Origin of the sequence: Camelimonas lactis (assembly GCF_004342915.1) — a bacterium.
GTDB classification, from domain to species: Bacteria; Pseudomonadota; Alphaproteobacteria; order Rhizobiales; family Beijerinckiaceae; genus Camelimonas; species Camelimonas lactis.
Genome location: NZ_SLWL01000008.1, coordinates 10705 through 36753, shown reverse-complemented (window position 1 = coordinate 36753; position 26049 = coordinate 10705). Strand labels below are relative to the sequence as shown.

Sequence of the window (26049 nt, the reverse complement as noted above, 5' to 3'; positions counted from 1 at the left end):
CGCTGGTATGGATATTACCCATGGGTAATCAAAAGTCCAGCGGGATGGTCCCCGGATGACGCCGCTGGCCAAGGAGGAAATCATGTCCCGTGCGGTTCATGTCGCAGGCGTTGGAATGATCCCGTTCTCGAAACCGGGAGCCAGCGAGCCGTATCATGTGATGGGCGCTGAAGCGGCCCGCCTGGCGCTGGCCGACGCCGGCGTGGATTTCTCGCAGGTGCAGCAGGCCTATGTCGGCTACGTCTATGGCGACTCCACCTGCGGCCAGCGGGCGCTCTATCAGGTCGGCATGTCCGGCATCCCGATGGTGAACGTCAACAACAACTGCTCCACCGGTTCGTCGGCGCTGTTTCTCGCCCGCCAGGCCATCGAGGCCGGCGTCGCCGACTGCGTGATCGCCCTCGGCTTCGAACAGATGAAGCCCGGCGCGCTCGGCACGGTGTTCACGGATCGCCCCGGCCCGATGGAGCTGTTCGACAACCTGGCCGATGACCTGATCGACGCGCGCGGCATTCCCGCGGCGCTGCGGCTGTTCGGCGGCGCCGGCCTCAGCCACATGAAGAAGCACGGCACGCCGCTGTCGTCCTTTGCCAAGATCCGCGCCAAGGCCAGCCGCCACGCCGCGAAGAACCCGCTGGCGATCTTCCGCAAGGAAGTGACGGCGGATGACGTGCTGAACGACACGCCGATCTGGCCAGGCGTGATGACCCGCCTGATGGCCTGCCCGCCCACCTGCGGCGGCGCCGCCGCCATTCTGGTTTCGGACGAGTTCGCCCGCCGCAACGGCCTGCGCACCGACGTGCGCATCGCCGCCCAGGCCATGACCACCGACACGCCCTCCACCTTCGAGGCGCGCGACATGATGCAGCTCGTCGGCTACGACATGAGCAAGGCCGCCGCCGATCAGGTCTATGCGAAGGCAGGCGTTTCGCCGCAGGACATCAATGTGGTCGAGATGCATGACTGCTTCGCCCACAATGAACTGATCACCTATGAGGCGCTCGGCCTGTGCCCGGAAGGCGGCGCCGAGAAGTTCATCGACGACGGCGACAACACCTTTGGCGGCCGCGTGGTCACCAATCCGTCTGGCGGCCTGCTGTCCAAGGGCCATCCGCTTGGCGCCACCGGCCTTGCCCAGTGCTATGAACTGACCCGCCAGCTGCGCGGAACGGCGGCCTCCACCCAGGTCGACGGCGCCCGCCTGGCGCTGCAGCACAACCTCGGCCTCGGCGGCGCCTGCGTCGTTACTCTCTACGAAAAGGCATGACCATGGGAGCGCCCAAGTTCGCGGTCGATCCGCAAACCCTCGTTGGCATGGAACTGCCCCAGCAACGCGCCTTCGTGGAGCCGCGCCGGCTGAAGTTCTTCCTCGACACCATTGGCGAAAAGGATCCGGTTTATCTGGATCCCGCCGCCGCCCGGGCCGCCGGCTTCCGGGATATCCCGATCCCGCCGACCTACATGTTCTGCCTGCAGTCGCTCGACAATCCGGGTCCCAACAGAATTCTGGAGCTGCTGGGCGTCGACATCGGCCGCATCCTCCATGGCGAACAGAAGTTCATCTATCACAAGGCCGCCTGCGTCGGCGACGAGCTGGTCTTCCAGGCCCGCATTGGTTCTATCGTCGACAAGAAAGGCGGGGCCCTGACCATGGTCGCCCAGGACATCCGGGTGGAGAACGGTCAGGGTGAGCATATCGCCGATATTACCAACACCCTCGTGATCCGTAATCCGCAGGACGAAAAGGGAGCCGCCTGATGAGCACGACCACTGCGGCCCTGAAAGTTGGCGACACGCCGGTCAGCCGCTCCTATGGGCCGATCACCCGCCATGAGCTGGCGCTGTATTGCGGCGCCTCGGGCGATCACAATCCGATCCATGTGGACAGCGACTTCGCCAAAGCCTCCGGCTTCCCGGACGTGTTCACCCACGGCATGTTCGTGATGGCGCGCCTCGGCATGGCGCTGAACGCGGTGTTCCCCACCGCGGCCATTCGCGAATACGGCGTGCGCTTCGCCTCGATCACCCAGGTGGGCGCCCGGATCACCTGCGAGGGCAAGGTCACCGCGATCGAGGAGGTGAACGGCGAGCGCCGCGCCCGCCTCGAACTGACCGCCCGCGACCAGAACAATGATGTGAAGCTGAAGGGCGAAGCCGTGGTTGCGCTGCCCCAGGGAGACAGGGCATGAGCGAACCCGCGCTGAAGATCTACGCCGAGGGCCGCGTCGCCGGCAAGGTCGCCCTCGTCACCGGCTCCGGCCGGGGCATCGGCCGCGCCATCGCCCACAAGCTCGCGGCGGAAGGCGCGAAAGTCGTCGTCAACGACCTGGATCCGCCGACCGGCGACGCCGTCGCGGCCGAGATCGTCGCCGCTGGCGGCCAGGCCGTCGCCGTCAATGGCAGCGTGACGGACGCCGGCTTTGCCGAGCGCTTCGTGCAGACCGCCATGGACCAGTTCGGCGGCATCGACATCATCGTCAACAACGCCGGCTACACCTGGGACGCCACGATCAGCAACATGACTGACGAGATGTTCCAGGCGATGATGGACGTGCATCTGATCGCGCCGTTCCGCATCCTGCGCGCCGCCTCCGAGCCAATCCGCATCATGGCCAAGAAGGAAGCGGCGGAAGGACGCGAGGTGTTCCGCAAGGTCGTGAACATTTCCTCGATCGCCGGCCTTTACGGCAACGCCGGCCAAGCCAGCTATTCCTCCGCCAAGGCCTCGCTCGTCGGCCTGACCCGGACGATGTGCAAGGAGTGGGGCCGCTACAAGGTCAACGTCAACTGCGTGGCCTTCGGCCTGATCGAGACGCGTCTGACCCAGGCCATCGAGGCCGAGCAGAAGACCGTCGACATCGAAGGCAAGAAGATCAAGGTGGGCGTGCAGCCGGCCCTGCTCGACACCATGGCGAAGATGATCCCGCTCGGCCGCGCCGGCAAGCCGGAAGAAGCCGCCAACGCCGTCTACATGTTCTGCTCGCCGGAGTCGGACTATGTCAGCGGCCAGGTGCTGGTCTGCGGCGGCGGCATTCTGATGTGACAGCCCGGGACGGGACCCGTTGTGGGTCCTGTCCCGGCCATCCGGCCCGGAATTCGCCAGGCCCGAAATTCGCCAGGCCCGGAATTCACCAGGCCTCGCGATCTTCACGGCGCCGGAAGTTTCACGCCCGGAGGTCGCGCCCCGGGGCAGGCGCGCCATGCGCGTCGTCCCTGATCCGCCGGAGCGTGGATATCCATCGGCCCGCCGGCTCGCGCCCGGCTGGCCGCCTCCCCGTTGCGGGCGCCGTAATGGCGCCGCCGGCGGCGGGAAATGGCGTTCTGGCCAGGGTCAGGACGGCCTGCGACCGGTCGCCAACAGGCTGGCGCGTTTCAACGGGAGGACAACGCATGAGCGCAGCATTGCTGGAGCGTCGCGGCGGCGTCGCCGTCATCACGCTCAACAACCCGGACCAGTACAACGCCCTCTCTTTTGAGGTGATGCGCGATCTGGATGAGGCGACGGCGGAGGCCTGCGCCGATGACAGCGTGCGCGCCCTCCTGCTGACAGGCGCCGGCAAGGGCTTTTGTGCCGGCGCCCAGTTTGGCGGCGATGTGTTTGACAGCGGCGCGACGATTGGCGCCCGCATGCGCCAGCATCTGCACCCCATTCTCGAGCGCCTGCGCGGCGGCCGGCTGCCGGTTGTCGTGGCGGTCAACGGCCCCGCCGCCGGGGCCGGCGTCGGCCTGGCGCTGGCTGGCGATGTAGTGCTGGCGGCCAGATCGGCCCGCTTCATCCTCAGTTTCGCCCGTCTGGGCGCCGCCCTGGATGCGGGAACCTCGCTGTTCCTGCAACGTTCCATCGGCGTGGCCCGCGCCCGGGCGCTGGCCCTGACGGCGGAGCCGCTGCCGGCCGAAACCGCCGCCGAATGGGGGCTGATCTGGCGCTGCGTCGACGATGACGCGCTGGCCGATGAAGCCTGGCGGATCGCCAGCCGTTTCGCTGACGGGCCCGCCATCGGCCTCGGCCTGATCAAGGCGCAGCTTGAAGCTGCCTGGAGCGCGCCGCTGCCGGCAACCCTGGATCACGAAGCCGACATGCAGACCCTGGCTTTCGTTTCCGAAGACCTGAAAGAAGGCGCGCGCGCTTTCGTGGAAAAGCGTGCGCCGGTCTTCAGGGGGCGGTAACATCGCGAAACAGTCTAGATTTTACCTGTGTGATCTGCATTTCGTCCAATGAAGCCGTACACGTGAGATGATGGTGGAACACTGGAACAATAATATAAAGCAGAAGCTGCTTTCAGGCTGGCCCTGACAGCGCTTCTCCAGCCGCGTTTCACCCTCAACAACGGCCCGGGCATCCCGGCCTGGGCCGAAAGCCATTCCGGTCACCGGAATCATGGGAGGGGCATCAATGAAACGGTTATTGAAGGGTGTAACAGGCATCGCCGTCGCGGGGGCCACATTCACCGCGTTTTCCGCCATGGCGGCGGAGAAGCCGGCTTACAGCCAGGGCGCTTCCGACAAGGAAATCCGTCTTGGTCACACCACCGCCTATAGCGGCCCGGTTTCCGCCTTTGGTGTTGGCGGCCGCACTTCCAAGGCGTTCTGGGACATGGTGAACGCCAACGGCGGCGTCAACGGCCGCAAGATCACTTACATCAGCCTGGACGACGCCTACAGCCCGCCGAAGGCGCTGGAGCAGACGCGCAAGCTGGTGGAAAGCGACAACGTGCTGCTGATCTATGGCGTCTCCGGCACGCCCACCAATACGGCGACGCAGAAGTATCTGAACACCAAACAGGTGCCGCAGGTGCTGATCGCCACGGGCGCCGGCAAGTTCAACGATCCGAAGACCTATCCCTGGACCATGCCGTTCTGGCCGTCCTACGCCATCGAACAGAAAACCTACGTCGATTACATCCTGAAGCATAAACCGGATGCGAAAATCGGCGTGCTGTACGCCAACGATGACTATGGCAAGGACCATCTGCACGGCGTCCGCGCGGCGCTTGAGGCGCACGGCAAGCCGAAGGCGCTTGTCAGCGCCCAGGCTTATGAAACCTCCGACGCCGTGGTCGATTCCCAGATGCTCAACCTGAAAAACTCCGGCGCCGACGTGTTCATCAGCGCGACGACCCCGAAGTTCGCTGCCCAGGCGATGCGCAAGGCGCATGAGATTGGCTGGAAGCCCCTGCAGTTTGTCGCCAACGCCTCCGCATCCGTCAGCCACGTGCTGATCCCCGCCGGCGCGGACGCCGCCACGGGGGTGATCACCGCCAATTACGCCAAGGCGCCCGACGATCCCGATCTCGCCAATGATCCCGAAGTCAAGGATTACGTTGCGTTCATGAAAAAATGGAACGCCCAGGAAAATCCGAACGACTTCTACGCCCTGTCGTCCTACATCATCAGCAACATGATGAAGCGCATTCTTGAGCGCGCCGGCGACAACCTGACCCGCGAGAACATCATGAAACTGGTGGGCAGCATCAACAATGAGCGCCTGCCGATGCAGCAAAAGAAGATCGTGCTGCACACCACCCCCGACAACTTCTCCGCCTACCAGTCGCTGCAGTTGCAGCGCTTCGACGGCAAGAAGTGGGTGAACATGGACTGACGCCAGGGCGCGACGGGTCAGACCTGTCGCGCATCAGCCAGGCCCCGGCGCCTGAACCGCCCGGGGCGCGGATGCGTCCGCATCCTTCGCGTCCTGGGCATGAAATCCGGCGCCGTCGCGCCAGGGCCGGTCGGCTCGAGGCCTGTTTCCGGCCGGCTACGACAATGACTTGCCGATAAAATTTACCTGCCGATGAAATTGGCCGGACGCCGTTCGGCGGTCGAACGGACGCCTTCCGCAAAGTCGGCTGTCTGGCGCAGACGCTGCTGCTCGGCGAGCTCGTGCCGGGTGGCGGCGTGAACCCGGTCGGCCAGGTCGCCGCGCAGGGTCGCCCGGGTCGACAGCAGGCCCAGCGGCGAACATTCGGCGATCTCGGCCGCCAGCGCATGGGCGGCGTCGCGCAGCTTCTCCTTCGTGGTCAACACGTTGGCGAGACCCATGCGGTGAGCCTCCTCGCCGGTGACGCGGCGGCTGGTGTAGAACATCAGCTCGGCGTTGTTCTTGCCGATGACCTCAGGCAGCGTCACGGTCAGTCCGAACCCGGGGTGGAAGCCAAGACGGGTGAAATTGGCCGCGAACCGCGCCTCGGGGCAGGCGACGCGAAAATCGGCGGCAAGGGCGAGGCCAAGGCCGCCGCCGATGGCCGCGCCCTGCACCGCGGCGACAATTGGCTTCTTGCAACGGAAAATCCGCACCGCCTCCAGATAAAGGTGATCGGTGGTGTCGAGCAGATCAGTCTCGGCGGGCGTCCCGTTATCCGGCGAAGAGAAATCGGCTCCGGCGCAGAACGCCTTACCTTCGGCGCACAGCACCACGGCGCGAATTTCCGGCTCCGCGTCGAAGCCCTCGAGCGCGCTGGCGATGGCGCGGATCAGCTTCAGGTCGAAGAAATTGAGCGGCGGGCGGCGAATTTCGATGGTCGCGACGTTGCCGTTGCGGCTCACCGCAATGTCTTGTGCCGTCATGGGCGTTCTGCTCCCGTTTGGGTTGTTGATGTGTTGTGCCGGATGTTTCGTACTGCGGCCTGCCCGGCCAGGCTACCCTGGCGACATGAAATTGACGAACGCCAATCCCGGGGGGGACGCCCCGCCTGGCCGGTCCGGATGGCGCGGCTGGCCGAACCGGGTCGTTGGCGGGCTCCCGGCGAAACCAGGTCGCGCGGAACGTCCCCCATATCTTTGACCTGAAGCCAAAGCGGGCTTCATCCTTCTGGAATATGCCCGGGCCGCCGCTGGCCTGATTGGTCACGCCATTGCGCGGCAGCACGCCCCCTCCGTTGACCGTCCCGTTTTTGACCCGTTTCTCCGCCCAGGCGGGACGATCAACATTGCGCGTTAAACCGCTGGCCTCACCCGGCGGCTTCGGCGCGCAGCACGTCCTCCAGCTCGTGGCGCTTGATCTTGCCCGTGGTGCTGCGCGGCAGCTCGGCGTCGGAGACGAACCGCACCCGCTTCGGCAGCTTGTAGCCGGCGATTTTACCCCGGCACATGGCGATCACCTCCTCGCCGGTGAGGGTCTGGTCGTTGGCGACGACGAAGGCCACGGGAACCTCGCCCCAGCGCGCATCCGCCTGGCGCACCACCACCGCCTCGGCGATGCGCGGCGAGGCCAGCAACACCCGCTCGATCTCCGCCGGATAGATGTTCTCGCCGCCGGATTTGATCAGATACTTGCGGCGGTCGACGAATTCGAGCCCGCCATCCGGGTTGCGAACGAAGACATCGCCCATGTGGAACCAGCCGCCATGGAAATCCTTCTCCTCCGGCACGCGCCAGTAGCCGCTGAACAGGGTCGGGCCGCGAAACGCCAGTTCGCCAGGCTCGCCATCGGCGACGTCCCGGTCGTCCGGGTCGACCAGACGGATGCGGCAAAGCGAATTCTGCAGTTTGGGCAGGCGGGCGGGCGCATGGCCAGGCGGCAACAGATTGCGGCTCGCTGGCGGGCTGCCGGTTTCGGTGGAGCCGAAGCTGTTGATGTAAGGCGCCTGCAGCAGGTCGGTGAGTTCGGCGATCTGCTGGCGCGGCACGAGATCGGCCATGCAGCCGACGCTGCCGAGCCGGGCCGGGCGCAGCCCCGTGGTTTTCAGTTCGGAGAGCATTTGCTCCACCGTCCCCGGCATCACCTGGAGCCAGCCAATGTTCTCGCCGGCCGCCGCGGCGACGATGGCGTCCGGCTGGAAGCCATCGATCACCACCACCTTGCCGCCGGTCATCAGGGTGGCCAGCATGTTATCGGTGGACACCATATGAAACATGGGCGCCCAGGCGATGAACGTGGCGCCAGGAATGAAGGTGCTGTCGATCTGGCCAATGAGCGAACGGGCGATCATCGCCCGCTGGCTGATCACGGCGCCTTTTGGCAGGCCCGTGGTGCCGCTGGTGTAGAGGATCACCAGGCCGTCTTCCGGCGCAGCCACATCGGCGGGCGGCTCATGATCCGGATGGGCGTCCAGCAGCCGCTCATAGGCCTCGCCGAACACCAGAACCTTGCCGGGATCGCAATTGAGCCCCTGCAACATGGGAGCGTGCCGCTCCGAGACGAAAGTGAGGCGCGGCGCGACCAGCGACAGGCAATGCTCCAGCTCTTCCTGGGCCAGGCGCCAGTTCTGGCAGGCGACAATGAGCCCCAGCTTGGCCGCCGCCAGTTGCAGCTCCACATATTCCGGGCGATTTTCAGCGAAGATGGCGACGCGGTCGCCGCGCACGCAGCCATGGGCCGCGAGCGTCGCGGCCAGCCGGTTCACCCGCGCATTGAGGGTGCCGTAGCTCAGCAGCCGTCCCTCATGTTGCAGGGCCGGCCGCTCCGGCCCCCGCGACGCCTCCGCGGCGAACAGGCCGCCCACCGTCAGGCCCGACGCCGCCAGCGCCAAAACTCCGCCGTAGGCGGGCGCGGTTCCGCTATGCGCGTTCATGTTTCCTCCTTGCCGGCCGCCGCCTCCGCGACGCCGGGCGCCGTTTTTATATTTGTTATTTCGGTAGCAAAGGCGGCGCGGCGTGTCACGCGCGCCAGGATCAGGCGGCGGCTTCCTGAATTTCCTGGCACACATCCACCCAAACTGCGCCGGTCAGTTCCGCAAGGCGCATCGGGCTGAGGCGCACGGCGCTGTCAATGGAGCCGGCGGCCGGGGCAACCTCGTCGAAATCCCGCAGGGAGGCGTCGCAATATACCTTGAGGGGCTGCGCCAGCCCAAAGGGGCAGACGCCGCCGACCGGGTGGCCGGTCAGGCCTTCAACCTCCGCCAGATCCAGCATGCGCACCTTGCCGCCGAACGCCGCGCGGGCCTTGCGGTTGTCGAGACGCGCATCGCCGCGCACGACGACCAGAAACACCTCGTCGCCCTTGCGCAGGGACAGCGTCTTGGCGATGCGCGCTGGCGGCAGACCGAGCACGGCGGCGGCCTCCGCCACGGTGGCGGTGCGTTGCCCGGTTTCGATGACGGCGAGATCGGGAGCCCGCTCGGCCAGAAATGCCTTGACGCTCTCCAGACTCATGGTCGACTCCTCGCTTGGGGGCGTTTTGGAAAGACGCCATGACTCGCGCTTTCCGACGCGCCCTGTCAACCGGCGGCCTGTCAAACCGGAAGGAACGGCGCCGCGCCAGGGGCGTTGACCTGTTGGGACCAGGATTCCGGCTTCTTGCCGGAACCGGCCCAGGCGGGATCAACCAGGGAGGTGAGGATGAGCTGGAACCCCGCGCTGACGCCAGGCTGCCCCGACGCCATTGGCGTCGACAGCATCGAAACGCTGATCATCCCCCGCGCGCGCGATCTGGGGGGCTTTGAAGTGCGGCGCGCCCTGCCCGCGCCGCCAGATGGTCGGGCCATTCATTTTCTTCGACCAGATGGGTCCGGCGGAGTTTCTCACCGGCGGCGGCATCGACATTCGCCCGCATCCGCATATCGGTCTTGGCACGGTCACCTACCTGTATCGCGGCCAGTTCCACCACCGCGACAGCCTGGGCAGCGAACAGCCGATCAAGCCCGGCGAGGTCAACTGGATGGTGGCCGGCAAGGGCGTCACCCATTCCGAGCGCACCGATGCGGAAACCCGCGCCAACCCGCACGCGCTGTTCGGCGTGCAGACCTGGGTGGCGTTGCCGGATGAAGCCGAGGACGTGGCGCCGGCGTTCGAGCATTTTGGCAAGGACAAGCTGCCGGTGTTTGAGGATGGCGGGGTGAAGGCGCGCCTTGTGCTGGGCTCGGCCTACGGGGCCGCGGCGCCGGCGACACTGTATTCCGAGACATTTTATCTCGACGTGGCGCTGGCGCCCCATGCGCTGTTTCCCCTGCCGGATGAGCACGAGGACCGGGGCCTCTACATCATGGAGGGTTCGGTGACCATTGCCGGGCAGGATTTCGAAGCCGGCCGGATGATGGTGTTTCGCCCCGGCGATCTCATCACCGTGGCGGCGGGCCCGCAAGGCGCCCGCCTGATGGCGCTGGGCGGGGCGACCCTGCGCGGTCCACGCTATGTCTGGTGGAACTTCGTCGCCTCCAGCAAGGAGCGGATCGAACACGCCAAGGCCGAATGGCGCGCCGGCAAATGGGGCCAGGGACAGTTCGACCTGCCGCCAACCGACCGCGCCGAATACATTCCGCTGCCGGACTGACGCCCCGGCCAACGCCGGGTTCTGATTAAACCCAGGCGCATGCATCTGCGGCGGGAACATGCGCCATGCCGGCGTGCGGATCGCGGCCGCGTCCGCGTCGCAACCTGTTACAGGCGGTCACGGGCGCGGCAGGCCAGGGCCGTGCGACCGTGCGCGGCCGGAACACAATCACGCGGGACGATGACGCAGGCCCCCGTGAACCACCCGGATCGTTTCAGAAAGGACCCGGCCATGAGCCAGTTGCACCCCGACATTCGCGACAACACGGCGACCGGCAGATTTGAAATGCTGACCGACGCGGGCCTTGCCTTCGTCAGCTATCGCCAGGCGGGAGATGTCGTCAGCCTCGATCATGCCGAAGTGCCGCCGGCGCTGCGTGGTACAGGCGTCGCCAGCCAGCTGGTGCTCGGCGTTTTCGACATGCTCCGCGCCAGCGGCCGCCGCATGGTTCCCCGCTGCGGCTACGTGCGCGCCGTCGCCAGCCGCCACCCGGAATACGACGACCTGCGCGCCGGCTGACCGTCGCTCTCCTCAGACCAGGCGATAGCGCCCGTCGCCGTCGCGGGCGACGCGCCCCTGGCCCATCAGGTCATCCAGATGCATGGCGATGGAGCGCGCCTCGACGCCATCGACCCACGGCTCGTTGACATGCGCCGGGTAAAGGATGCGCCCCTGCGCCAGTTGCCCGACGGTTTGCGGCCCGGCGCCCAACATCTCCAGAAGGCGCGCGTCACGCGCGTCAAACCGCGCCTCATAGGCGCAGAGATCATCCAGAAAGCGCTGGCGATCGGTGTAAACGCCCTTGTGGTGGAAGGTGACCCACACTTTCGCCGGCAGGTCCCGCACCTTGCGCAAGGTTTCGCGGAAATCATGCAGGCTGGAATTGGTGTCGCCGTAATAGGGGCCGAAGGTGCTCAGATCGATGTCGCCGATAAAGGCAAGGCCATAAGGCTCCACCAGCAGCGCGCAATGGCCCGGCGTGTGACCCGGCATGTGCGCGGCGCGCACGGTGACGCCGCCCAGATCCCATGTGGCGCCATCCTTGTAGGCGATGGCGTCCGGCGCCTCGATGTAGTGGAAGTCCTTCTCGAAGCGGGCGCGGGAACGGGCCCGCTCCGCCCCCTCATAACCGAACACATCCGCCAGCGTTTCCCAGGAGCGCGCGGCCGCGACGTCCGCCTCATGGGCATAAACCGGCTTGCCCCGCAGCAGATGCAGGCCGGCCATGTGATCCTCGTGCACATGGCCGAGAATGCACAGATCCGCGTTGGTGAAGTCAGGACCGATGGCGTTGGCGCTGATCGGCGTGTCGAACACGGCGACGGAATCCGAGCCCCGGACAATCACCTGGTTGCCATCGGGATACTTGCCGTTCCTGTCGCCGAAATACACCGTGACCGGTCCAAAATCCGCCCGCGCGATGTCGTTCTGTTTCCGAGCCGTCATGACGCCGCCCATCTTCTTCCTCCCACGCCCATGCGCATCCGCTCGACATTCGACGGCGACTGCTCCATGCCGGTTCTTTCCATGGCTGATGCGGGCGGACGATGCAACCGCCCCCCAGAAACCATGACGCGTTTACCAGGGCGCACGGCGCCAGCGCTTGCGGGCCAGGCGCGCCCCGGGGAGAACCCCCAGGCGGACCGCATGGTGCGCCAGAAGGCTGGCGGAACCGGACAGGTGTCCCCCGATAAAGCCGCCGGCGCCCGCGCGGGGAGCCCGCAGCGGCCTGGCGGCCCGGCAGGAGCAGGATGGACATGACAACACACGCAGCCACCACGCTTTCACCCGACGACATCGCCCGTTTCGGCGCGGATCCGGCGGGAACGTTCGCGGCCAACCTTCAAACCGTCCAGGCGCGGATCGCCGCCGCCTGTCGCCGCTGCGGCCGCGACCCGGCCAGCGTGCGGCTGCTGCCCGTCACCAAGACAGTGCCCGCCCACATCTTGCGCCTCGCCTTCTCCGCCGGCATCGCCGATTTCGGCGAAAACAAACTCCAGGAAGCGCGCGACAAGCAGGCGGCGCTGGCTGATCTGCCTATCCGCTGGAACATTATTGGCCACCTCCAGACCAACAAGGTGAAATATCTGGTTCGGCTGGCGTCGGCGTTCCACGCCCTGGACAGTTTGCGGCTGGCCGAAGAACTGAACCGCCGCCTTGAGGCCCAGGGGCGCGATCTTGACGTGTTCGTCCAGGTCAATACTTCCGGCGAGGACAGCAAATATGGTCTGCATCCCGAAGCGCTCCTGCCGTTTGTCGAACGCCTGCCGGACTATCCCCGGCTGAAGCCGCGCGGCCTCATGACCCTGGCGATCTTCAGCGCCGACGTGGAGCGGGTGCGCGAATGTTTCCGCCTGCTGCGGGCCCTGCGGGATCGCGCCGCCCGGGTTCATCCCGGGCTCACCGGGTTGTCCATGGGTATGTCCGGCGACTACGAAATCGCCATTGAGGAAGGCGCCAGCGTCGTGCGGGTTGGCCAGGCCATCTTCGGCGCGCGCCCAACCAGCGACGCCTTCTATTGGCCAGGCCTGGCCTGAGCCTTCAGAGCGCCGCCCTGGGCCAGGCCCCGGCGTTCCGGCGCAATTGCCGGGGCGTCGCGCCGAACCAGCGCTGGCAGGCGCGGGTGAGCACCGACTGGTCGGCAAAGCCGAGCAGGTGGGCGATATGGACCAGGCCAAGCTCCTGCTGGCCGAGCAGCTCACGCGCCCAGTTTTTTCGCGCCACGTCGCGTAATTCTTCAAACCCCACGCCTTCAGCGTGCAATCGCCGTTGCAATGTCCTGGGATGACGCCCGAGAATCCGCGCCACCGTGCCCAGGTCCGCCATCTCCAGCCGCACCAGACTGGCCAGCGCATGACGCACCTGATCGGCGGCGGATTGCTCAGGCGCCGGCGACAGTCCCGCCAGAAAGCCGCCGACGAAGCGCTCCAGAAACTGGTTATGCCGTAGCGAGCGTCGCCGCATCGCCAGGGCGTCGACTGAAACGCCATCGAAGGCGGCGTTGAAACGCGGCGTCTGCCCCAGATGCTGGCGATATTGCGCCTCGCTGCCCAACGGGGCATGGCGGAAGTGAATGGCCACCGGCTGCACCGCGCCGCCAGACAGCAGCTCAAGCGTGCGGCGCATGTATGAGACGCAAATCTCCGTGGCCTGGAGCATGTCGTCGTTTGGCTCAAGGCGTTGGAAGACCGCCAGATGCTCCAGCCCCCTGTCCGTGTCCATGAAAGTCCGGTATCCCAGCGCCGGATTATGCAGGCGGACATGCCGCGCCCCCAGCATCAACCCCTCGCGCACGCTGGGAGCCGACTGCATGACCAGGGCCAGCAGGCCGAGGGCGTTGATGTCCTGCATGGCGCACAGGCGCAGACCGAAATCCGGCGCGTTGAGAATGCGGGAGGCCGCCTCGACCGCCTGCACGACATTCCGGTAAGGAATGGAGCGCTCGGGGTCGGTCAGCACCGCTGGCGTGAGGCCACAGGATCGCAGGATGGCGGCGGCGTCTCCGCCCAGGTCGCGCACCAGATCGCCAAAGCAAGCCAGGGCCGCGGCGCGGACGCTGTTCAGATGCGATGGATCGTCTGACATCCGGTCCTCCTGCGTGTCGCGCAAGATCAAAATCCTGTCGCATGAAAGCAAGAACCGTCGCGGGTTTGAACCTATCCTTTCTGCTGGGCCAATGCTCGCCCCAATATCAGGAGGAGACAGTTCTCATGGATTCGGCAACCAGCCGCCAGGCCGCGCCAGTTGCGGACGTGGAGCACTTCGACTTTCTCATCGTTGGCGCCGGCATCTCCGGCATTGGCGCCGCCTGCCACCTGCGCAAGCGCTTTCCGCAAGGCAGTTTCGTCATTCTGGACGCCATGGCCGGCTTTGGCGGCACCTGGTGGACGCACCGTTACCCAGGCGCCAGGTCGGACAGCGACCTGTACACCTACGGCTACAGCTTCAAGCCCTGGCGCGGCAGCTCCATCGCCACCGCCGGCGAAATCCGCGCCTATCTCAGCGAAGTGATCGCCGAGAACGATCTGGCGCCGCGCATTCGCTATGGCCACAAGGTCACGGCGGCCGACTGGTCATCGCGGGACCAGCGCTGGACATTGACGGTGAGCCGCGCCGACACCGGCGAAACGCTGACGTTCACCACCGGCTTTCTCTGGATGTGCGCCGGCTATTACGATCACAACAGGGGCTATACGCCGGAATGGCCCGGCATGGCGGACTTCAGGGGCCAGATCGTGCATCCGCAACACTGGCCGGAAGATCTGGACTGCGCCGGCAAGCGCGTGGTCGTCATCGGCTCCGGCGCCACGGCGGCGACGCTGATCCCGGCGCTCGCCGACGAGGTGGCGCACGTCACCATGCTGCAACGCTCGCCGACCTTCTTCGCCGCCGACCCGCGCGCCCACCCGCTGGAGGCGCCGCTGCGGGCGCTTGACCTGCCGGATGACTGGATTCACGAGATCATGCGACGGGCCCACATCGCCAAGGCTGGCGAGGTTGTCCGCATGTCATTCGAGCAGCCCGACGACCTGCGCGCTTTCTTCCTCGACCAGGCCCGCGCCCATCTGCCCGAAGGCTTCGACGTCGAGCGGCATTTCAACCCGGCCTACCGCCCGTGGCAGCAGCGCATCGCCGTTGTGCCGGATGGCGACCTGTTCGCCGCCATCCGCAGCGGCAAGGCCTCGGTGGTCACCGACGCCATCGAACGCTTCGACGCCGGCGGCGTCCAGCTGGCCAGCGGCGAACATCTCGACGCCGACATCATCGTCACCGCCACCGGCTTCAACATGCAGTTCTTCGGCGGCGCCCCGTTCAGCGTCGACGGCGAGCCGGTGGATTTCACCCAGCGGGTCACCTGGCGCGGCATGATGATCGAGGGCGTGCCCAACATGGCCTATGTGCTGGGCTATTTCCGCGCCAGCTGGACCCTGCGTTCGGACCTGATCAGCGATCTGGTGTGCCGGGTGATCGCGCACATGCGGCGCGAGGGCCGCGCCGTGGTTGCGCCCACCGTCACGGCCGACGACGCCGACATGCCGCGCCTGCCCTGGATGGACCCGGACAACTTCAACGCCGGCTATGTGATGCGCGCCCAGGATCAGCTGTTTCGTCAGGGCGATCGCGCGCCATGGCGCCATCAGCTGGAATATGGCGAGGAGATCGCTGCCCTGCCCGCCGTGCAGGCCGATGAAGCCGCCCTGGCCTATCGCTAGGACGGGCGCCCGCCGCCTGTCGCAAGGACATATATTATAAAGGGAGAAACACCCATGGCGCTTGACGCTCATCTCGCCCAGGTTCTGCAGATGATGGCCAACCCGGCCGCCAAACCCATGCACGAGGGCTCGCCGGAAGAAGGCCGCGCCGCCTATCTTGCGCTGACCCACGGCACGCGCACGCCGGAGCAGATCGCCCCGGTGGCCAGCGTGGCGGACGCCGTCGTCGATGGCGCCGCCGGCCCGCTGAAGGCCCGGATTTACCGGCCGGAAGGCGCCGGCCCCTTCCCCACCGTGGTCTATTTTCACGGCGGCGGTTACGTCATCGGCGATCTCGACACCCACGACAACATGTGCCGCGATGTCTGTCGCGGCGCCCATGCGGTAGTGGTGGCGGTGGACTATCGCCTCGCCCCCGAGCACCCCTTCCCCGCCGGCATCGAGGACGCCATCGCCGCGGCCAGATGGGTGGTGGCCCATGCCCGGGAGCTTGGCGGCAATGATATTGTCGGCGTGGCCGGCGACAGCGCCGGCGGCAATTTCTCGGCGGTCGTCTCGCAGCAGTTGCGCGACGCGGGCATCAACCTGGCGGCGCAGTTTCTCATCTACCCCGCCGTGGATCACGCCGCCGCCGAATACCCGAGCGCCGAACAGAACGGCAAGGGCTATTTCCTCGAATCCGACACCATGACCTGGTTCTACAACCACTACGCCAGCGGCGTCGCCGAAACCATGGACCCCCGCCTCGCCCCCATCCAGGCAGAGAACCTGGCCAACCTGCCGCCCGCCCTGGTGGTGACGGCGGAGTTCGACCCCCTGCGCGACCAAGGCGCGGCCTACGCCGAAGCGCTGCGGGCCGCGGGCGGCAAGGCGGAGCTGATCCCCGGCCCCGGCATGATCCACGGCTTCTTCGACATGGGCCGCTGGTCGCCGGTGGCGCAGGACATCATCGAACGCAGCACCCGCCGCTTTGGCGAGATGTTGCGGGGCCAGTAATCCGTTTCCGGAAAAGACGGTTTTCGCGCAGCGCCCCGGGACGCGCTGTTCAGGCGGCCAGGGCGCTGCGCCGGAAGCCGCCCTTACACACCACTCATGACATCCTGGCGCGCAGCCCGCCCGCGCGTCAGCCCCTTCGCGCCGCCCCAGGCGCGGGCAGTCGCCCGCCAGCCCTCCGAAAGCGAACAGTTGAGTCGCGCGCCCTGACGTCGCCGGACGCCGGCCAAAGTGCCTCGCCGGGCGCCAGACGGCGCACGGGCCCCACCGGGAAGGCCGGGCCGACGTCGGCAAGCCACGACCCTCACCTGTCAAGACGCGATACGAAAACGTTACAGGCCTGAAAAACGCTACATGCCCTACCGGAAGCGCGGGGCATAACCGGACTTATTGCAACGGCTCATAAATATATGAATTTTGATAAGTTGTATCTTAAATTTATTTCCAGAATTTTTTAATCAACTTCGCCACCCCTACCCAACGGCGCCCACGAAAAATAACACACAATTCCGCGATCAATATAAATATCCGCGCCTCCTTTTATGAAATCAATAATCGCAAAATATCTCAAAATTAATTGCAAAATTCTATATGCTTTTGAAGCGGTTTAACCCCCTTTTTTTGACAATTCCCTAATGCTACCACGCACAATTAGGTAGATTTTGCGCAAAAGAGCGCAATCCGTTCTAAGCGGCGTAAGTCGTCAGGGGTTGGGGGAAGCTATGGGTATTTCCGGCGCGAAGATCGGCGGCGCAGCAGGCGCACGTGGCGGCATGACGCTGATGGACGCCTGGCGTCTGGAGAATCGCGCGGAGCAGGTGGTGGCACCGTCAGGAGCAGCCATTCGCAATGCCCTGCTCTCCGGCACCACGCTTGGTGTGGCGGTGTTTGCTGGCATCGCATTGTCCGCCGCCGGCGCGCGAGCCGAAAGCTGGGGCAACAAGACAACAAATAGCGGCAATCGAACGTTTACTAACAGTGTATTTTTTGGTTTACCCAACAATTATTTAACAATTGAATCAAATAAAACCATATCTGGCGATGGTGTATCAAATAAAGGTGCCGACAATGGTGCTGGATATAACATCCTAAGCATACATGGATTGGTCACAAACAACGGGACCATCAACAACAACGCGGGGTCGACCTTTAATGGCGTAGACGTTGAAGGCTACGGAGCGCTTGGCACGGCAACCTATATTGGTGCCGCTGGCTCAAAAGTAAACGGAGGGACCGGCGGCGTTAGTGTCATTGGCGCTATTGCTACAGTTGATGTGAATGGCACATCGGCAAAGCCGTCTACTATTAACGGCGCGAATGGCGACGGCATCTATGTTAAAGCCACGGCTCCGGTTGTTGGCACTTCAACTGTAGATGCTACTTTTACAACCATTACTGGCGCAAATAATGGCATCGTGCTCGATGGCCCAATTAATATTGTGAACTTGGAAAACAGCACAGTCACCGGCACTGCCTCCGACGGTATTAAGTCCGGCAACATTTCAACATCGATTACAACCGAAAATACCGATATTACTGGCGGTCAGAACGGCATCAACGCCAGCAGCGGCGCGAATACCCTCGATCTCACCGGCGGCAATATCAAGGGCCTGGCCGGTAGCGGCATCGCGACAAACGGCCTTCTAAACACCATCGACACCGATGGCACGAATGTCACCGGCGGCACTGATGGCATCAAGGTAACCGGCCTGTTGAGTGTCGGGAGCCTGAACAATATTGACCTCATCGGCGGAACGATAACTGGTCAGACTGGTAATGGCATTGTGGTCAATGGCCTGGCTACCGACCTGACTACGAATGGAACGACAATTGTCGGTCAAACCCACGGGATAAGCGCCCTCGGTGGTTCAAACACCTTCGATCTGACCAACGGCTCGGTTAAAGGCACCGCCGGCGATGGCATCAACGCCACTGGCGGCTTGGCGAGTATCACGGCCAACGGGACGACCATTGAAGGTGGCCAGAACGGCATCAGCGCCCTGAGCGCCAGCAATACGATTGATCTGACCGGCGCCAAGGTCACGGGCCTTGCGGGCGATGGCATCAGCACCACTGGCGGCCTTGCCAGCATCACGACCAAATCCGACACGAAGATCGTTGGCGCTCAGGACGGCATTAACGTCCAGAGCCTCAGCAGCACCCTCAACCTGAAGGACAGCAAAGTCACCGGCACGGCCGGGCACGGCGTCAATGTCCTTGGCGTGACCACCAACATTACCGCTGACGGTACTACACAGATCACCGGCGGGCAGAACGGCGTCAATGCGCTGATCACCGGCGGCAACGCGTCCGTCACCGTCAAAGACACGGCCGTGGTCAACGGGCTGGGCGGCGACGGCATCAACCTCACCACGATCGGCGCTGCTGGCCTTGGCGGCGTCGCCAATATCAGCACGTCCGAAGCCACCAAGGTGATCGGCGCCCAGAACGGCATCACGGCGCTGACGCTCGGCGCCAACATGAACGCCACCACCACCATCCATGCCAACGGACAGTCTGTCACCGGCACGAACGGCATTGGCATTTCCGCCATTACGGTCAGCGGCGCCCTCACCGGCGCGCCCATTGCCACCACCAATGTGACTGGCGGCGCTGATATCACGGGCGGCCAGGTCGGCGTGCTGGCGGTGGCCGGCAGTGTTTCCGTCGATCCGTCCAGCATTATCAGTGGCGGCATCGATCTCAACAACCTCACCTCCCTGCTCGGCAACGGCAAGGCAGAAGTCACCGTCGACACTACCGGCGACATCACCGGTGGCTATGCAGGCGTGATCGCGCTCGGCCTTGGCAATGACCACAACAAAGTTGATGTCACAACCGGCGGAATAGTTACCGCAACCAATGGCGTCGGCATTCTCGCAGGTTCGATCGGCAGCAACGGCGAGGTCAACGTCACCACCAATGGCGGCGTTAACAGCAACCTGATCGGCGTGCTGGGCTTCAACACCGATGGCAACGTCAACCTTACCAACAGCGCCGGCAGCACGGTCCACATCGACCAGGGCGGCCTCCTCGGCATCGGCGCCGTAGGCCTCGGCGGCGGCGACGTCACCGTCACCAACAATGGCGTCATCGACCCGCCGCTCATCGGCATGGGCGCGCTCAAGATCGGAAGCGGCACGGCGACCGTCAACAATACGGGAACCGTTGACGCCGATCTGATCGGCGCCATCGCTGTCGACGTCGGCGACGGCAAGGCCGAAGCGTTCAATTCAGGCACGATCAATACTTCTGCCGGGACCGGCCTCGTTGGACTGGCGGCCGTCAAGGTTGGCGACCACGGGGTTGGCAATGACGTCGTTGTCACCAACACAAACACGATTCAGGACTACCTCGTTGGCGCCGCAGGCGTCGCGGTTGGCGATCGCAACAGTGTTCAGGTCACGAACAATTCCAGCCCCAGCGGCGGCTTTATCGACGCCGGCCTCGCCGGTCTTGTCGGCGTGGGCGTGGGTGATGGAAACACCGTCAGCGTGCACAACCAGTCGGGTCTGGTTCACGGCGACATGGTTGGTCTGGCCAGTGTCGGCGTCGGCGCCAACAATGTGGTAATCGCCGGCAACACAGGCAATGTGACGGCGGGCGTCGCTGGCGTTGTCGGCGTTGTCGCGGATGGCAACGGCAATAAGCTGGACGTCAGCAACAGCTTTGGCGGCGACATTCAGGCCAACGTGGTTGGTCTGGCTGGCGTCAGCATTGGCAACGGCAACACGGTCAGCGTTGGCAATAACGGATCCATCTCCAACGGCCTGATCGGCGCCGCAGCCTATGTGGAAGGTAACAACAACCTCTCCGTCAAGGTGCTGAACCAGCCCAGCGGCAGCATCAACGCCAGCGCCATCGGTATGGCCGCTTATGTCAAGGGCAACAACAACGGTGATATCGTCGTCGCCAACAATGGCAGCGTGACCACCACGCTGGGCATTGGCATGGCCGCCTATGTCGACGGCAACACGAACAACGCTGTCGTCGCCAACAACAAGACCATCGACGCTGGCGTGCTCGGCGCTGGCGGCTTCATGAATGGCAATGCTAACCAGTTGCTGGTCGACAATGACGGAACCATCACGGCGGCCGCTGTTGGCATGGCCGGCGGCGTCAATGGCGATGGCAACGCCCTGCGCGTTCGCAATGAGAACGCCGTTACGGCGACCGGCATTGGCGTGGCTGCCTATGTGGACGGCAACGGCAATAGCGCGCGGATCAGCAACAGCGGCGGCGGTCACATCAACGCCGACCTGATTGGCGTGGCCGCTTATGTAAACGGCGACAGCAACCGCCTCAGCGCGACCAATGACGGATCGATCGACGCGATCGGCATTGGCCTGGCCGGCGGCGTCAATGGCGATGACAACCGTCTGCGCGTTCGCAACGAGCATGAAATCAACGCAGGCGTGCTTGGCGCCGGCGCCTATATCGACGGCCAGGACAACCGCACGCTGGTCAGCAACAGCGGCGACATCAAGTCCGGCATCGCCGGCGCGGTTGCCTATGTGGACGGTAGCGACAACCAGACCGCCCTGCTCAACCTCGGCTCCATCGACGCCAACGTTCTCGGCCTTGGCGCTTATGTGAAGGGCGAGAGCAACGACACCGCCCTGCTCAACGCCCCTGGCGGCGACATCAAGACCTCGTCGCTCGGCGTCGGCATGGCCGCCTATGTGGACGGGACGCAAAACAATACCGCCCTGCTGAATGGCGGGGAGGTTGACGCGGGTCTGGCCGGTCTTGTCGCTTACGTGAAGGGCGACGCCAACAACACCGCCGTCGCCAACAACGGCAAGGTCGATGCACTCGGCCTCGGCGCCGGCGCCTATGTCGATGGCAACAGCAACCGCATCGCCATGGTCAACGCGCAGGACGGCGTCATCAACGCCGATCCGCTTGGCGTTGGCATGGCCACATACGCCAGCGGCGCCCAGAACCGCGCCTTCGTCGGCAATGACGGCGAGATCAATGCGGGCGCCCTCGGCGCCGGCGGCTTCATGGAAGGCAACCGCAACCGTCTGGTCGTTGACAATGACGGATCAATCGACGCGATCGGCATTGGCCTCGCCGGCGGCGTCAATGGCAACCGCAACCGCGCGGAGATCAGCAACAGCGGTCACATCGACGCCGGCCTCGTGGGCGTCGCCGCCTATGTGAATGGCGACCGCAACCAGTTGGAAGCCACCAACGAAGCGACAACTGGCAAGATTCACACGGTCGGCGCCGGCATGGCCGCCTACATCGATGGCGACCGCAACCGCGCTTCGGTCGGCAACGCCGGCGAGATCAAGGCTGGCGTGCTCGGCGCCGGCGGCTTCGCCGATGGCGACCACAACCGTCTGACCGTTGACAATAGCGGAAATATTGATGCGATCGGCGTCGGTCTCGCCGGCGGCGTCGATGGCAGCCGCAATCGCCTGACGGTCGACAACGAACATCGCATCAAGGCCGCTGGCGTCGGCGCGGCGGCTTATGTCGACGGCAACCGCAACCGCGCGGAGATCAGCAACAGCGGTCACATCGACGCCGGCCTCGTGGGCGCCGCCGCCTATGTGAACGGCGATCACAACCGGCTGGAGGCCACCAACGAAGCGACAACTGGCAAGATTCACACGGTCGGCGCCGGCATGGCCGCCTACATCGATGGCGACCGCAACCGCGCTTCGGTCGGCAACGCCGGCGAGATCAAGGCTGGCGTGCTCGGCGCCGGCGGCTTCGCCGATGGCGACCACAACCGTCTGACCGTTGACAATAGCGGAAATATTGATGCGATCGGCGTCGGCCTCGCCGGCGGCGTCGATGGCAGCCGCAATCGCCTGACGGTCGACAACGAACATCGCATCAAGGCCGCTGGCGTCGGCGCGGCGGCTTATGTCGACGGCAAAGGCAACCGTGCTGAAATCATCAACAGCGGTCACATCGACGCCGGCCTCGTGGGCGCCGCCGCCTATGTGAACGGCGATCACAACCGGCTAGAGGCCACCAACGAAGCCACTGGCAATATCCACACGGTCGGCGCCGGCATGGCCGCCTACGTGGATGGCAACGGCAACCGCATCGCGGTTACCAACGATGGCTTCGTAAACACTGGTCTCGCCGGCATGGCAGCTTATGTGAGTGGCGACCAGAACCGCGCGTTCATCGGCAATGATGAAACGGTGAACGCCGGAATTCTGGGCGTTGGCGGCTTCGCCGAGGGCAACCAGAACCGGCTGATCGTTGACAATGACGGGACGGTGAACGCGGTCGGCGTCGGCATCGCTGGCGGCGTCAACGGCGCCGGCAACATGCAGGACGTTTACAACTCCGGCGACATCACCGCCGGCGTGCTCGGCGCCGGCGCCTATGTGGATGGCGCGAACAACGACTCCCTCGTGCTGAATGAGGGCGGAATCAAAACCGCGCCGCTTGGCCTTGGCATGGCCGCCTATGTGGACGGAACCCAGAACGTCACCGCGGTGATCAACGCTGACAGCGTGGAAGCCGGCCTCGCCGGCATGGCTGCCTATGTAAATGGCGCCGGCAACGATACGGCCGTCGTCAACTACGGCGCCGTCACCTCACTCGCCCTGGGCGCCGGCGCTTACGTCGACGGGGACAACAACAGCCTGTTCGTCGGCAACAGCCCGACCGGCCATATCGACACCGGCCTGGTCGGCCTCGGCGCCTATGTGGGCGGCAATGGCAACCAGACCGAAATCCGCAACGCCGGTCACATTGACGCCGGCGCTACCGGCGCCGCGGCTTATGTGAATGGCGATGGCAACTGGCTCAACGCCGTGAATGAGGCCGGCGGCCAGATCCATACGGTTGGCGCCGGCATGGCGGCCTATGTGGACGGCGCGGGCAACCGCTCGGCGGTCATCAACGACGGCGACGTCGTGGCTGGCCTCGCTGGCGCGGCGACCTATGTGAACGGTGACCAGAACCGCGCGTTTGTCGGCAACGACGGAACCATCGACGCCGGCGTTGTCGGCGCCGCGGGCTTCGCCGAGGGCAACCAGAACCGCCTGACCATCGACAACGATGGCTCGGTCAACGCCGTGGCAGCGGGCCTTGCCGGCGGCGTCAATGGCGACGACAACCGTCTGCGTATCCGCAACGAAAACGCCATCACGGCGGGCGGCGTCGGCGCCGCCGCTTATGTGGATGGGGCCAGCAACGACGCAAAGCTCAGCAACAGCGGCCAGATCGACGCTCTTGTTGGCGCTGCGGCTTATGTGAACGGCAATGGCAACCAGGTTGTGATGGAGAACACCGGCGCGATCAACGCCAGCGTTTTCGGTCTGACCACGGTGGCCAGCGGATCTGGCAACGCGCTGAACTTCGACAACAGCGGCCGGATTGTGGTTGACGGCATGGGCATTGGCGCATTCGCCAACGGCGCGTCGAACCAGATCGCCATCAACACCTCCGGGGCGATCACCTCGAATGGCGCCGGCGTGCTCGCCGCCACGACAGGCAACGATGCGGTCACTGGCGTCACCGCCAGCGGCGTGATCAACGCCCGCTATCTCGGCGTCGGCGCCTTCGTCGCCGGCGACAACGGCGCGATCAACGTCACTGGCAACGGCCAGATCTCTGCGCTGGAAGGCGTGGGCGTCGCGGCCGCCACCACGGGAGCCGGCGGCAGCGTCAACGTCGCCATTGGCGGAACGGTCACCGCCGCCGACACCGGCGTCTTCGCCGCCAGCAGCAACGGCGTTGTGAGCGTGCTCACCAGCGCTGGCAGCGCCATCGCTTCGCTCAGCGCCTCCGGCATGGAAGTCCGGGCCGGTCAGACTGCGAACGTGGAAATCGGCGGCTCGGTGCGCGGTCCCGGCGGGGCCAGCACGCCGGTCATTGACATCGACAGCGGCTCCGGCGCCGCCGTGACGGTGGCGGCGGGCGGCTCGGTGGCCTCCAGCCGCATGGCGACCGATTTCATCGGCGCCACCGGCGATCTGGCGGTCAACATCACCGGCGCCAGCGCCAATCTGGGCAACGACGGCGTCATTGTCGGCCGGGTGAACATGCCCGGCGGCGCCAGCGTCTTCAACAACCGCAGCTCGAACAGCTGGTACGTCACCGGCGACAGCAACTTCGGCGGCGGCGCCTCGACGCTCAACAACACCGGTCGTATCGTCACCGCCTTCCAGGGCGGCGTCGCGGAAACCGCCCGGTTCCAGAACCTCGCCACCTTCAACAACGGTGATCCGGCAGGCGTCGGCGCTGGCCTGATCCTGATGCAGGACGAGCGTCCCGGCGCCTCTCTTGGCGCCAGCGCCCAGCGCGATACGCTGCAAACCAGCGACAACTACTCCGGCGTCGGTAACGGCCGCCTCGTGGTTGACGCCTGGCTCGGAGGTCCCGGCACGACGTCCGACACGCTCGTGGTTGGCGGCACGGTCAGCGGCGTGACCCGTCTGGTGGTGAACGACCTCAACAGCGGCCCCGCCGGGTTTAACCCGCAGGGCGTGACGGTCGTCGTCGCCCAGGGCGGCGCGACCTCGCCGGAGGCCGTGGTGCTGGATCCGTCGAGCGCCAACAGCGTCCGCGCCGGCCGTAACGTTATCGACAAGGGTCTGTTCTTCTACGACGTTGCCTTGAAGGCGGGCGCACAGGGCGGACAGGAGTTCGTGCTGGTCGGCGCGCCCGACAGCGAAGCTTACGAACTGCCGTCCCTCGTTTCCGCCGCGCAGAGCATCTGGCACGACACCACCGGCGTGTGGCTCGACCGTCAGGCTGACCTGCGCAATTTCCTCGCCAATCCTGGCAAGCCCGGCAACGTCACCCCCGGCGTCTGGGCGAAGGCGGTCGGCTCGTGGGAGAACCGCGACAACAGCACGTCCACGACCCTGCTGAACCGCTTCTACAACCATAACACCAGCTACAACCGCAACACGTTCGGTCTGCTGGGCGGCGTCGACTTCGGGCAGGAGAACGTGGCCCGGCCTGGCGATGCGCTGGTGTTCGGTCTGATGGGCGGCTACATCTCGTCGAACCTGGACTTCAAGACCTCGCCGACCAGCGCCAACTACCAGGGCGGCACGGCCGGCGTTTACGCCACCTATCTCAACAGCGGGTTCTTCGTGGACGCGCTGGCCAAGGTGGACCTGCTGAACATGGACTACCGGGCGCCATCGCTCGCGACCATGCAGGGGCTGAACACGACGACGCTCGGCTTCACGGTTGACACCGGGTATCGCTTCAACCTGGGCGCCAACGCCTTCATCGAACCGGTGGCCACACTCTCCTATGCGCGCACCACGCTCGACCGCCTGCTGGCGCTGCCTGGCGCGATGGCCAAATTCGGCTCCAACGACAGCCTGCGCGGCAGCCTCGGCGCCCGCGTCGGCGGCAACATGGTCCTGAACGACGCCTACCGTCTGGAGGCCTCGCTGACCGGACGCGTCTGGAACGAGTTCCGGGGCGTCAACAAGGCGCTGATCCTTAGTGACGGCGTTCCGCTTGGCGTCGAAGACAATTTCCGCGGCGCGTTTGGCGAGATCGCGGGAACGCTCAACGTGTACGGCGCCAACACCGGGTGGTCGGGCTTCGTCAGCGCGAGCTACAAGTTCAACCGCGACCTGTCCAACAGCTCCATCAAGGGCGGCGTCCGCTACCAGTGGTAACCGCCGCCTGACG

At 65.2% G+C, this 26049-nt stretch carries 17 protein-coding genes and 1 pseudogene; 12 read left to right on the top strand and 6 right to left on the bottom strand.

The window, feature by feature from the left end:
• The first annotated feature begins 82 nt into the window (after window positions 1–82).
• The 6 genes from EV666_RS10065 to EV666_RS10040 all read left to right on the top strand — a co-directional run bounded on the left by EV666_RS10065 (window position 83) and on the right by EV666_RS10040 (window position 5599).
• Window positions 83–1267 (top strand): lipid-transfer protein, encoded by a 1185-nt coding sequence (locus EV666_RS10065; RefSeq protein ID WP_132006984.1) that lies wholly within the window; start codon window positions 83–85, stop codon window positions 1265–1267.
• Window positions 1264–1758: a MaoC family dehydratase N-terminal domain-containing protein gene (locus EV666_RS10060; protein WP_245514341.1), complete on the top strand. Its 495-nt coding sequence runs from the start codon at window positions 1264–1266 to the stop codon at window positions 1756–1758. The genes EV666_RS10065 and EV666_RS10060 overlap by 4 nt, the downstream gene beginning before the upstream one ends.
• Window positions 1758–2189, top strand: coding sequence for a MaoC/PaaZ C-terminal domain-containing protein (locus EV666_RS10055; RefSeq protein ID WP_132006981.1), 432 nt, complete (start codon window positions 1758–1760; stop codon window positions 2187–2189). The genes EV666_RS10060 and EV666_RS10055 overlap by 1 nt, the downstream gene beginning before the upstream one ends.
• Window positions 2186–3043: an SDR family NAD(P)-dependent oxidoreductase gene (locus EV666_RS10050; RefSeq protein WP_132006978.1), complete on the top strand. Its 858-nt coding sequence runs from the start codon at window positions 2186–2188 to the stop codon at window positions 3041–3043. Before EV666_RS10055 ends, EV666_RS10050 begins: the two co-directional genes overlap by 4 nt.
• 347 nt (window positions 3044–3390) lie before the next feature.
• Entirely contained in the window at window positions 3391–4167 is a 777-nt protein-coding gene (locus tag EV666_RS10045; RefSeq protein ID WP_132006975.1) for an enoyl-CoA hydratase-related protein, read from the top strand.
• 226 nt (window positions 4168–4393) lie between these two features.
• On the top strand, window positions 4394–5599 hold the full coding sequence (locus EV666_RS10040; protein WP_132006972.1) for an ABC transporter substrate-binding protein: 1206 nt from the start codon (window positions 4394–4396) through the stop codon (window positions 5597–5599).
• A 182-nt stretch (window positions 5600–5781) separates the two neighbouring features.
• Here the strand turns inward: EV666_RS10040 and EV666_RS10035 are convergent, their stop codons facing one another.
• From EV666_RS10035 to EV666_RS18210, 4 genes are all read right to left on the bottom strand, one after another.
• Complete coding sequence (locus EV666_RS10035) at window positions 5782–6564, bottom strand: enoyl-CoA hydratase/isomerase family protein (RefSeq protein ID WP_132006969.1); 783 nt, start codon at window positions 6562–6564, stop codon at window positions 5782–5784.
• A gap of 383 nt (window positions 6565–6947) precedes the next feature.
• The gene (locus EV666_RS10030; protein WP_132006966.1) at window positions 6948–8510 is read right to left on the bottom strand and encodes a class I adenylate-forming enzyme family protein; all 1563 of its coding nucleotides are present in this window, start codon (window positions 8508–8510) and stop codon (window positions 6948–6950) included.
• Window positions 8511–8610: 100 nt separating this feature from the next.
• On the bottom strand, window positions 8611–9090 hold the full coding sequence (locus tag EV666_RS10025) for a YbaK/EbsC family protein (RefSeq protein ID WP_132006963.1): 480 nt from the start codon (window positions 9088–9090) through the stop codon (window positions 8611–8613).
• Window positions 9091–9170: 80 nt separating this feature from the next.
• Window positions 9171–9350: a hypothetical protein gene (locus tag EV666_RS18210; RefSeq protein ID WP_165909963.1), complete on the bottom strand. Its 180-nt coding sequence runs from the start codon at window positions 9348–9350 to the stop codon at window positions 9171–9173.
• On the opposite strand from EV666_RS18210, the pseudogene EV666_RS10020 reads away from it, so the two are divergent.
• Both EV666_RS10020 and EV666_RS18205 read left to right on the top strand, forming a co-directional pair.
• Window positions 9277–10207: pseudogene (locus EV666_RS10020) on the top strand (pirin family protein). The gene EV666_RS18210 and the pseudogene EV666_RS10020 sit on opposite strands and share 74 nt — an antisense overlap.
• Before the next feature lie 231 nt (window positions 10208–10438).
• Window positions 10439–10726: a GNAT family N-acetyltransferase gene (locus EV666_RS18205; RefSeq protein WP_165909964.1), complete on the top strand. Its 288-nt coding sequence runs from the start codon at window positions 10439–10441 to the stop codon at window positions 10724–10726.
• A gap of 12 nt (window positions 10727–10738) precedes the next feature.
• Here the strand turns inward: EV666_RS18205 and EV666_RS10010 are convergent, their stop codons facing one another.
• Window positions 10739–11653 carry an MBL fold metallo-hydrolase gene (locus EV666_RS10010; RefSeq protein ID WP_245514340.1) on the bottom strand — a complete coding sequence of 305 codons (915 nt, stop codon included), beginning with the start codon at window positions 11651–11653 and terminating at the stop codon, window positions 10739–10741.
• A 311-nt stretch (window positions 11654–11964) separates the two neighbouring features.
• On the opposite strand from EV666_RS10010, the gene EV666_RS10005 reads away from it, so the two are divergent.
• Window positions 11965–12744, top strand: a complete 780-nt coding sequence (locus tag EV666_RS10005) for a YggS family pyridoxal phosphate-dependent enzyme (protein ID WP_132006954.1) — start codon at window positions 11965–11967, stop codon at window positions 12742–12744.
• A gap of 4 nt (window positions 12745–12748) precedes the next feature.
• Here the strand turns inward: EV666_RS10005 and EV666_RS10000 are convergent, their stop codons facing one another.
• On the bottom strand, window positions 12749–13792 hold the full coding sequence (locus tag EV666_RS10000; protein ID WP_132006951.1) for an AraC family transcriptional regulator: 1044 nt from the start codon (window positions 13790–13792) through the stop codon (window positions 12749–12751).
• Window positions 13793–13917: 125 nt separating this feature from the next.
• Here EV666_RS10000 and EV666_RS09995 point away from each other — a divergent pair, with 125 nt between their 5' ends.
• The 3 genes from EV666_RS09995 (at window position 13918) to EV666_RS09985 (ending at window position 26036) form a co-directional block, all read left to right on the top strand.
• Window positions 13918–15420, top strand: coding sequence for a flavin-containing monooxygenase (locus EV666_RS09995; RefSeq protein ID WP_132006948.1), 1503 nt, complete (start codon window positions 13918–13920; stop codon window positions 15418–15420).
• A 54-nt stretch (window positions 15421–15474) separates the two neighbouring features.
• Window positions 15475–16416 carry an alpha/beta hydrolase gene (locus EV666_RS09990; protein WP_132006946.1) on the top strand — a complete coding sequence of 314 codons (942 nt, stop codon included), beginning with the start codon at window positions 15475–15477 and terminating at the stop codon, window positions 16414–16416.
• Window positions 16417–17858: 1442 nt separating this feature from the next.
• The gene (locus EV666_RS09985) at window positions 17859–26036 is read left to right on the top strand and encodes a hypothetical protein (RefSeq protein ID WP_132006944.1); all 8178 of its coding nucleotides are present in this window, start codon (window positions 17859–17861) and stop codon (window positions 26034–26036) included.
• Window positions 26037–26049: the final 13 nt, after the last annotated feature.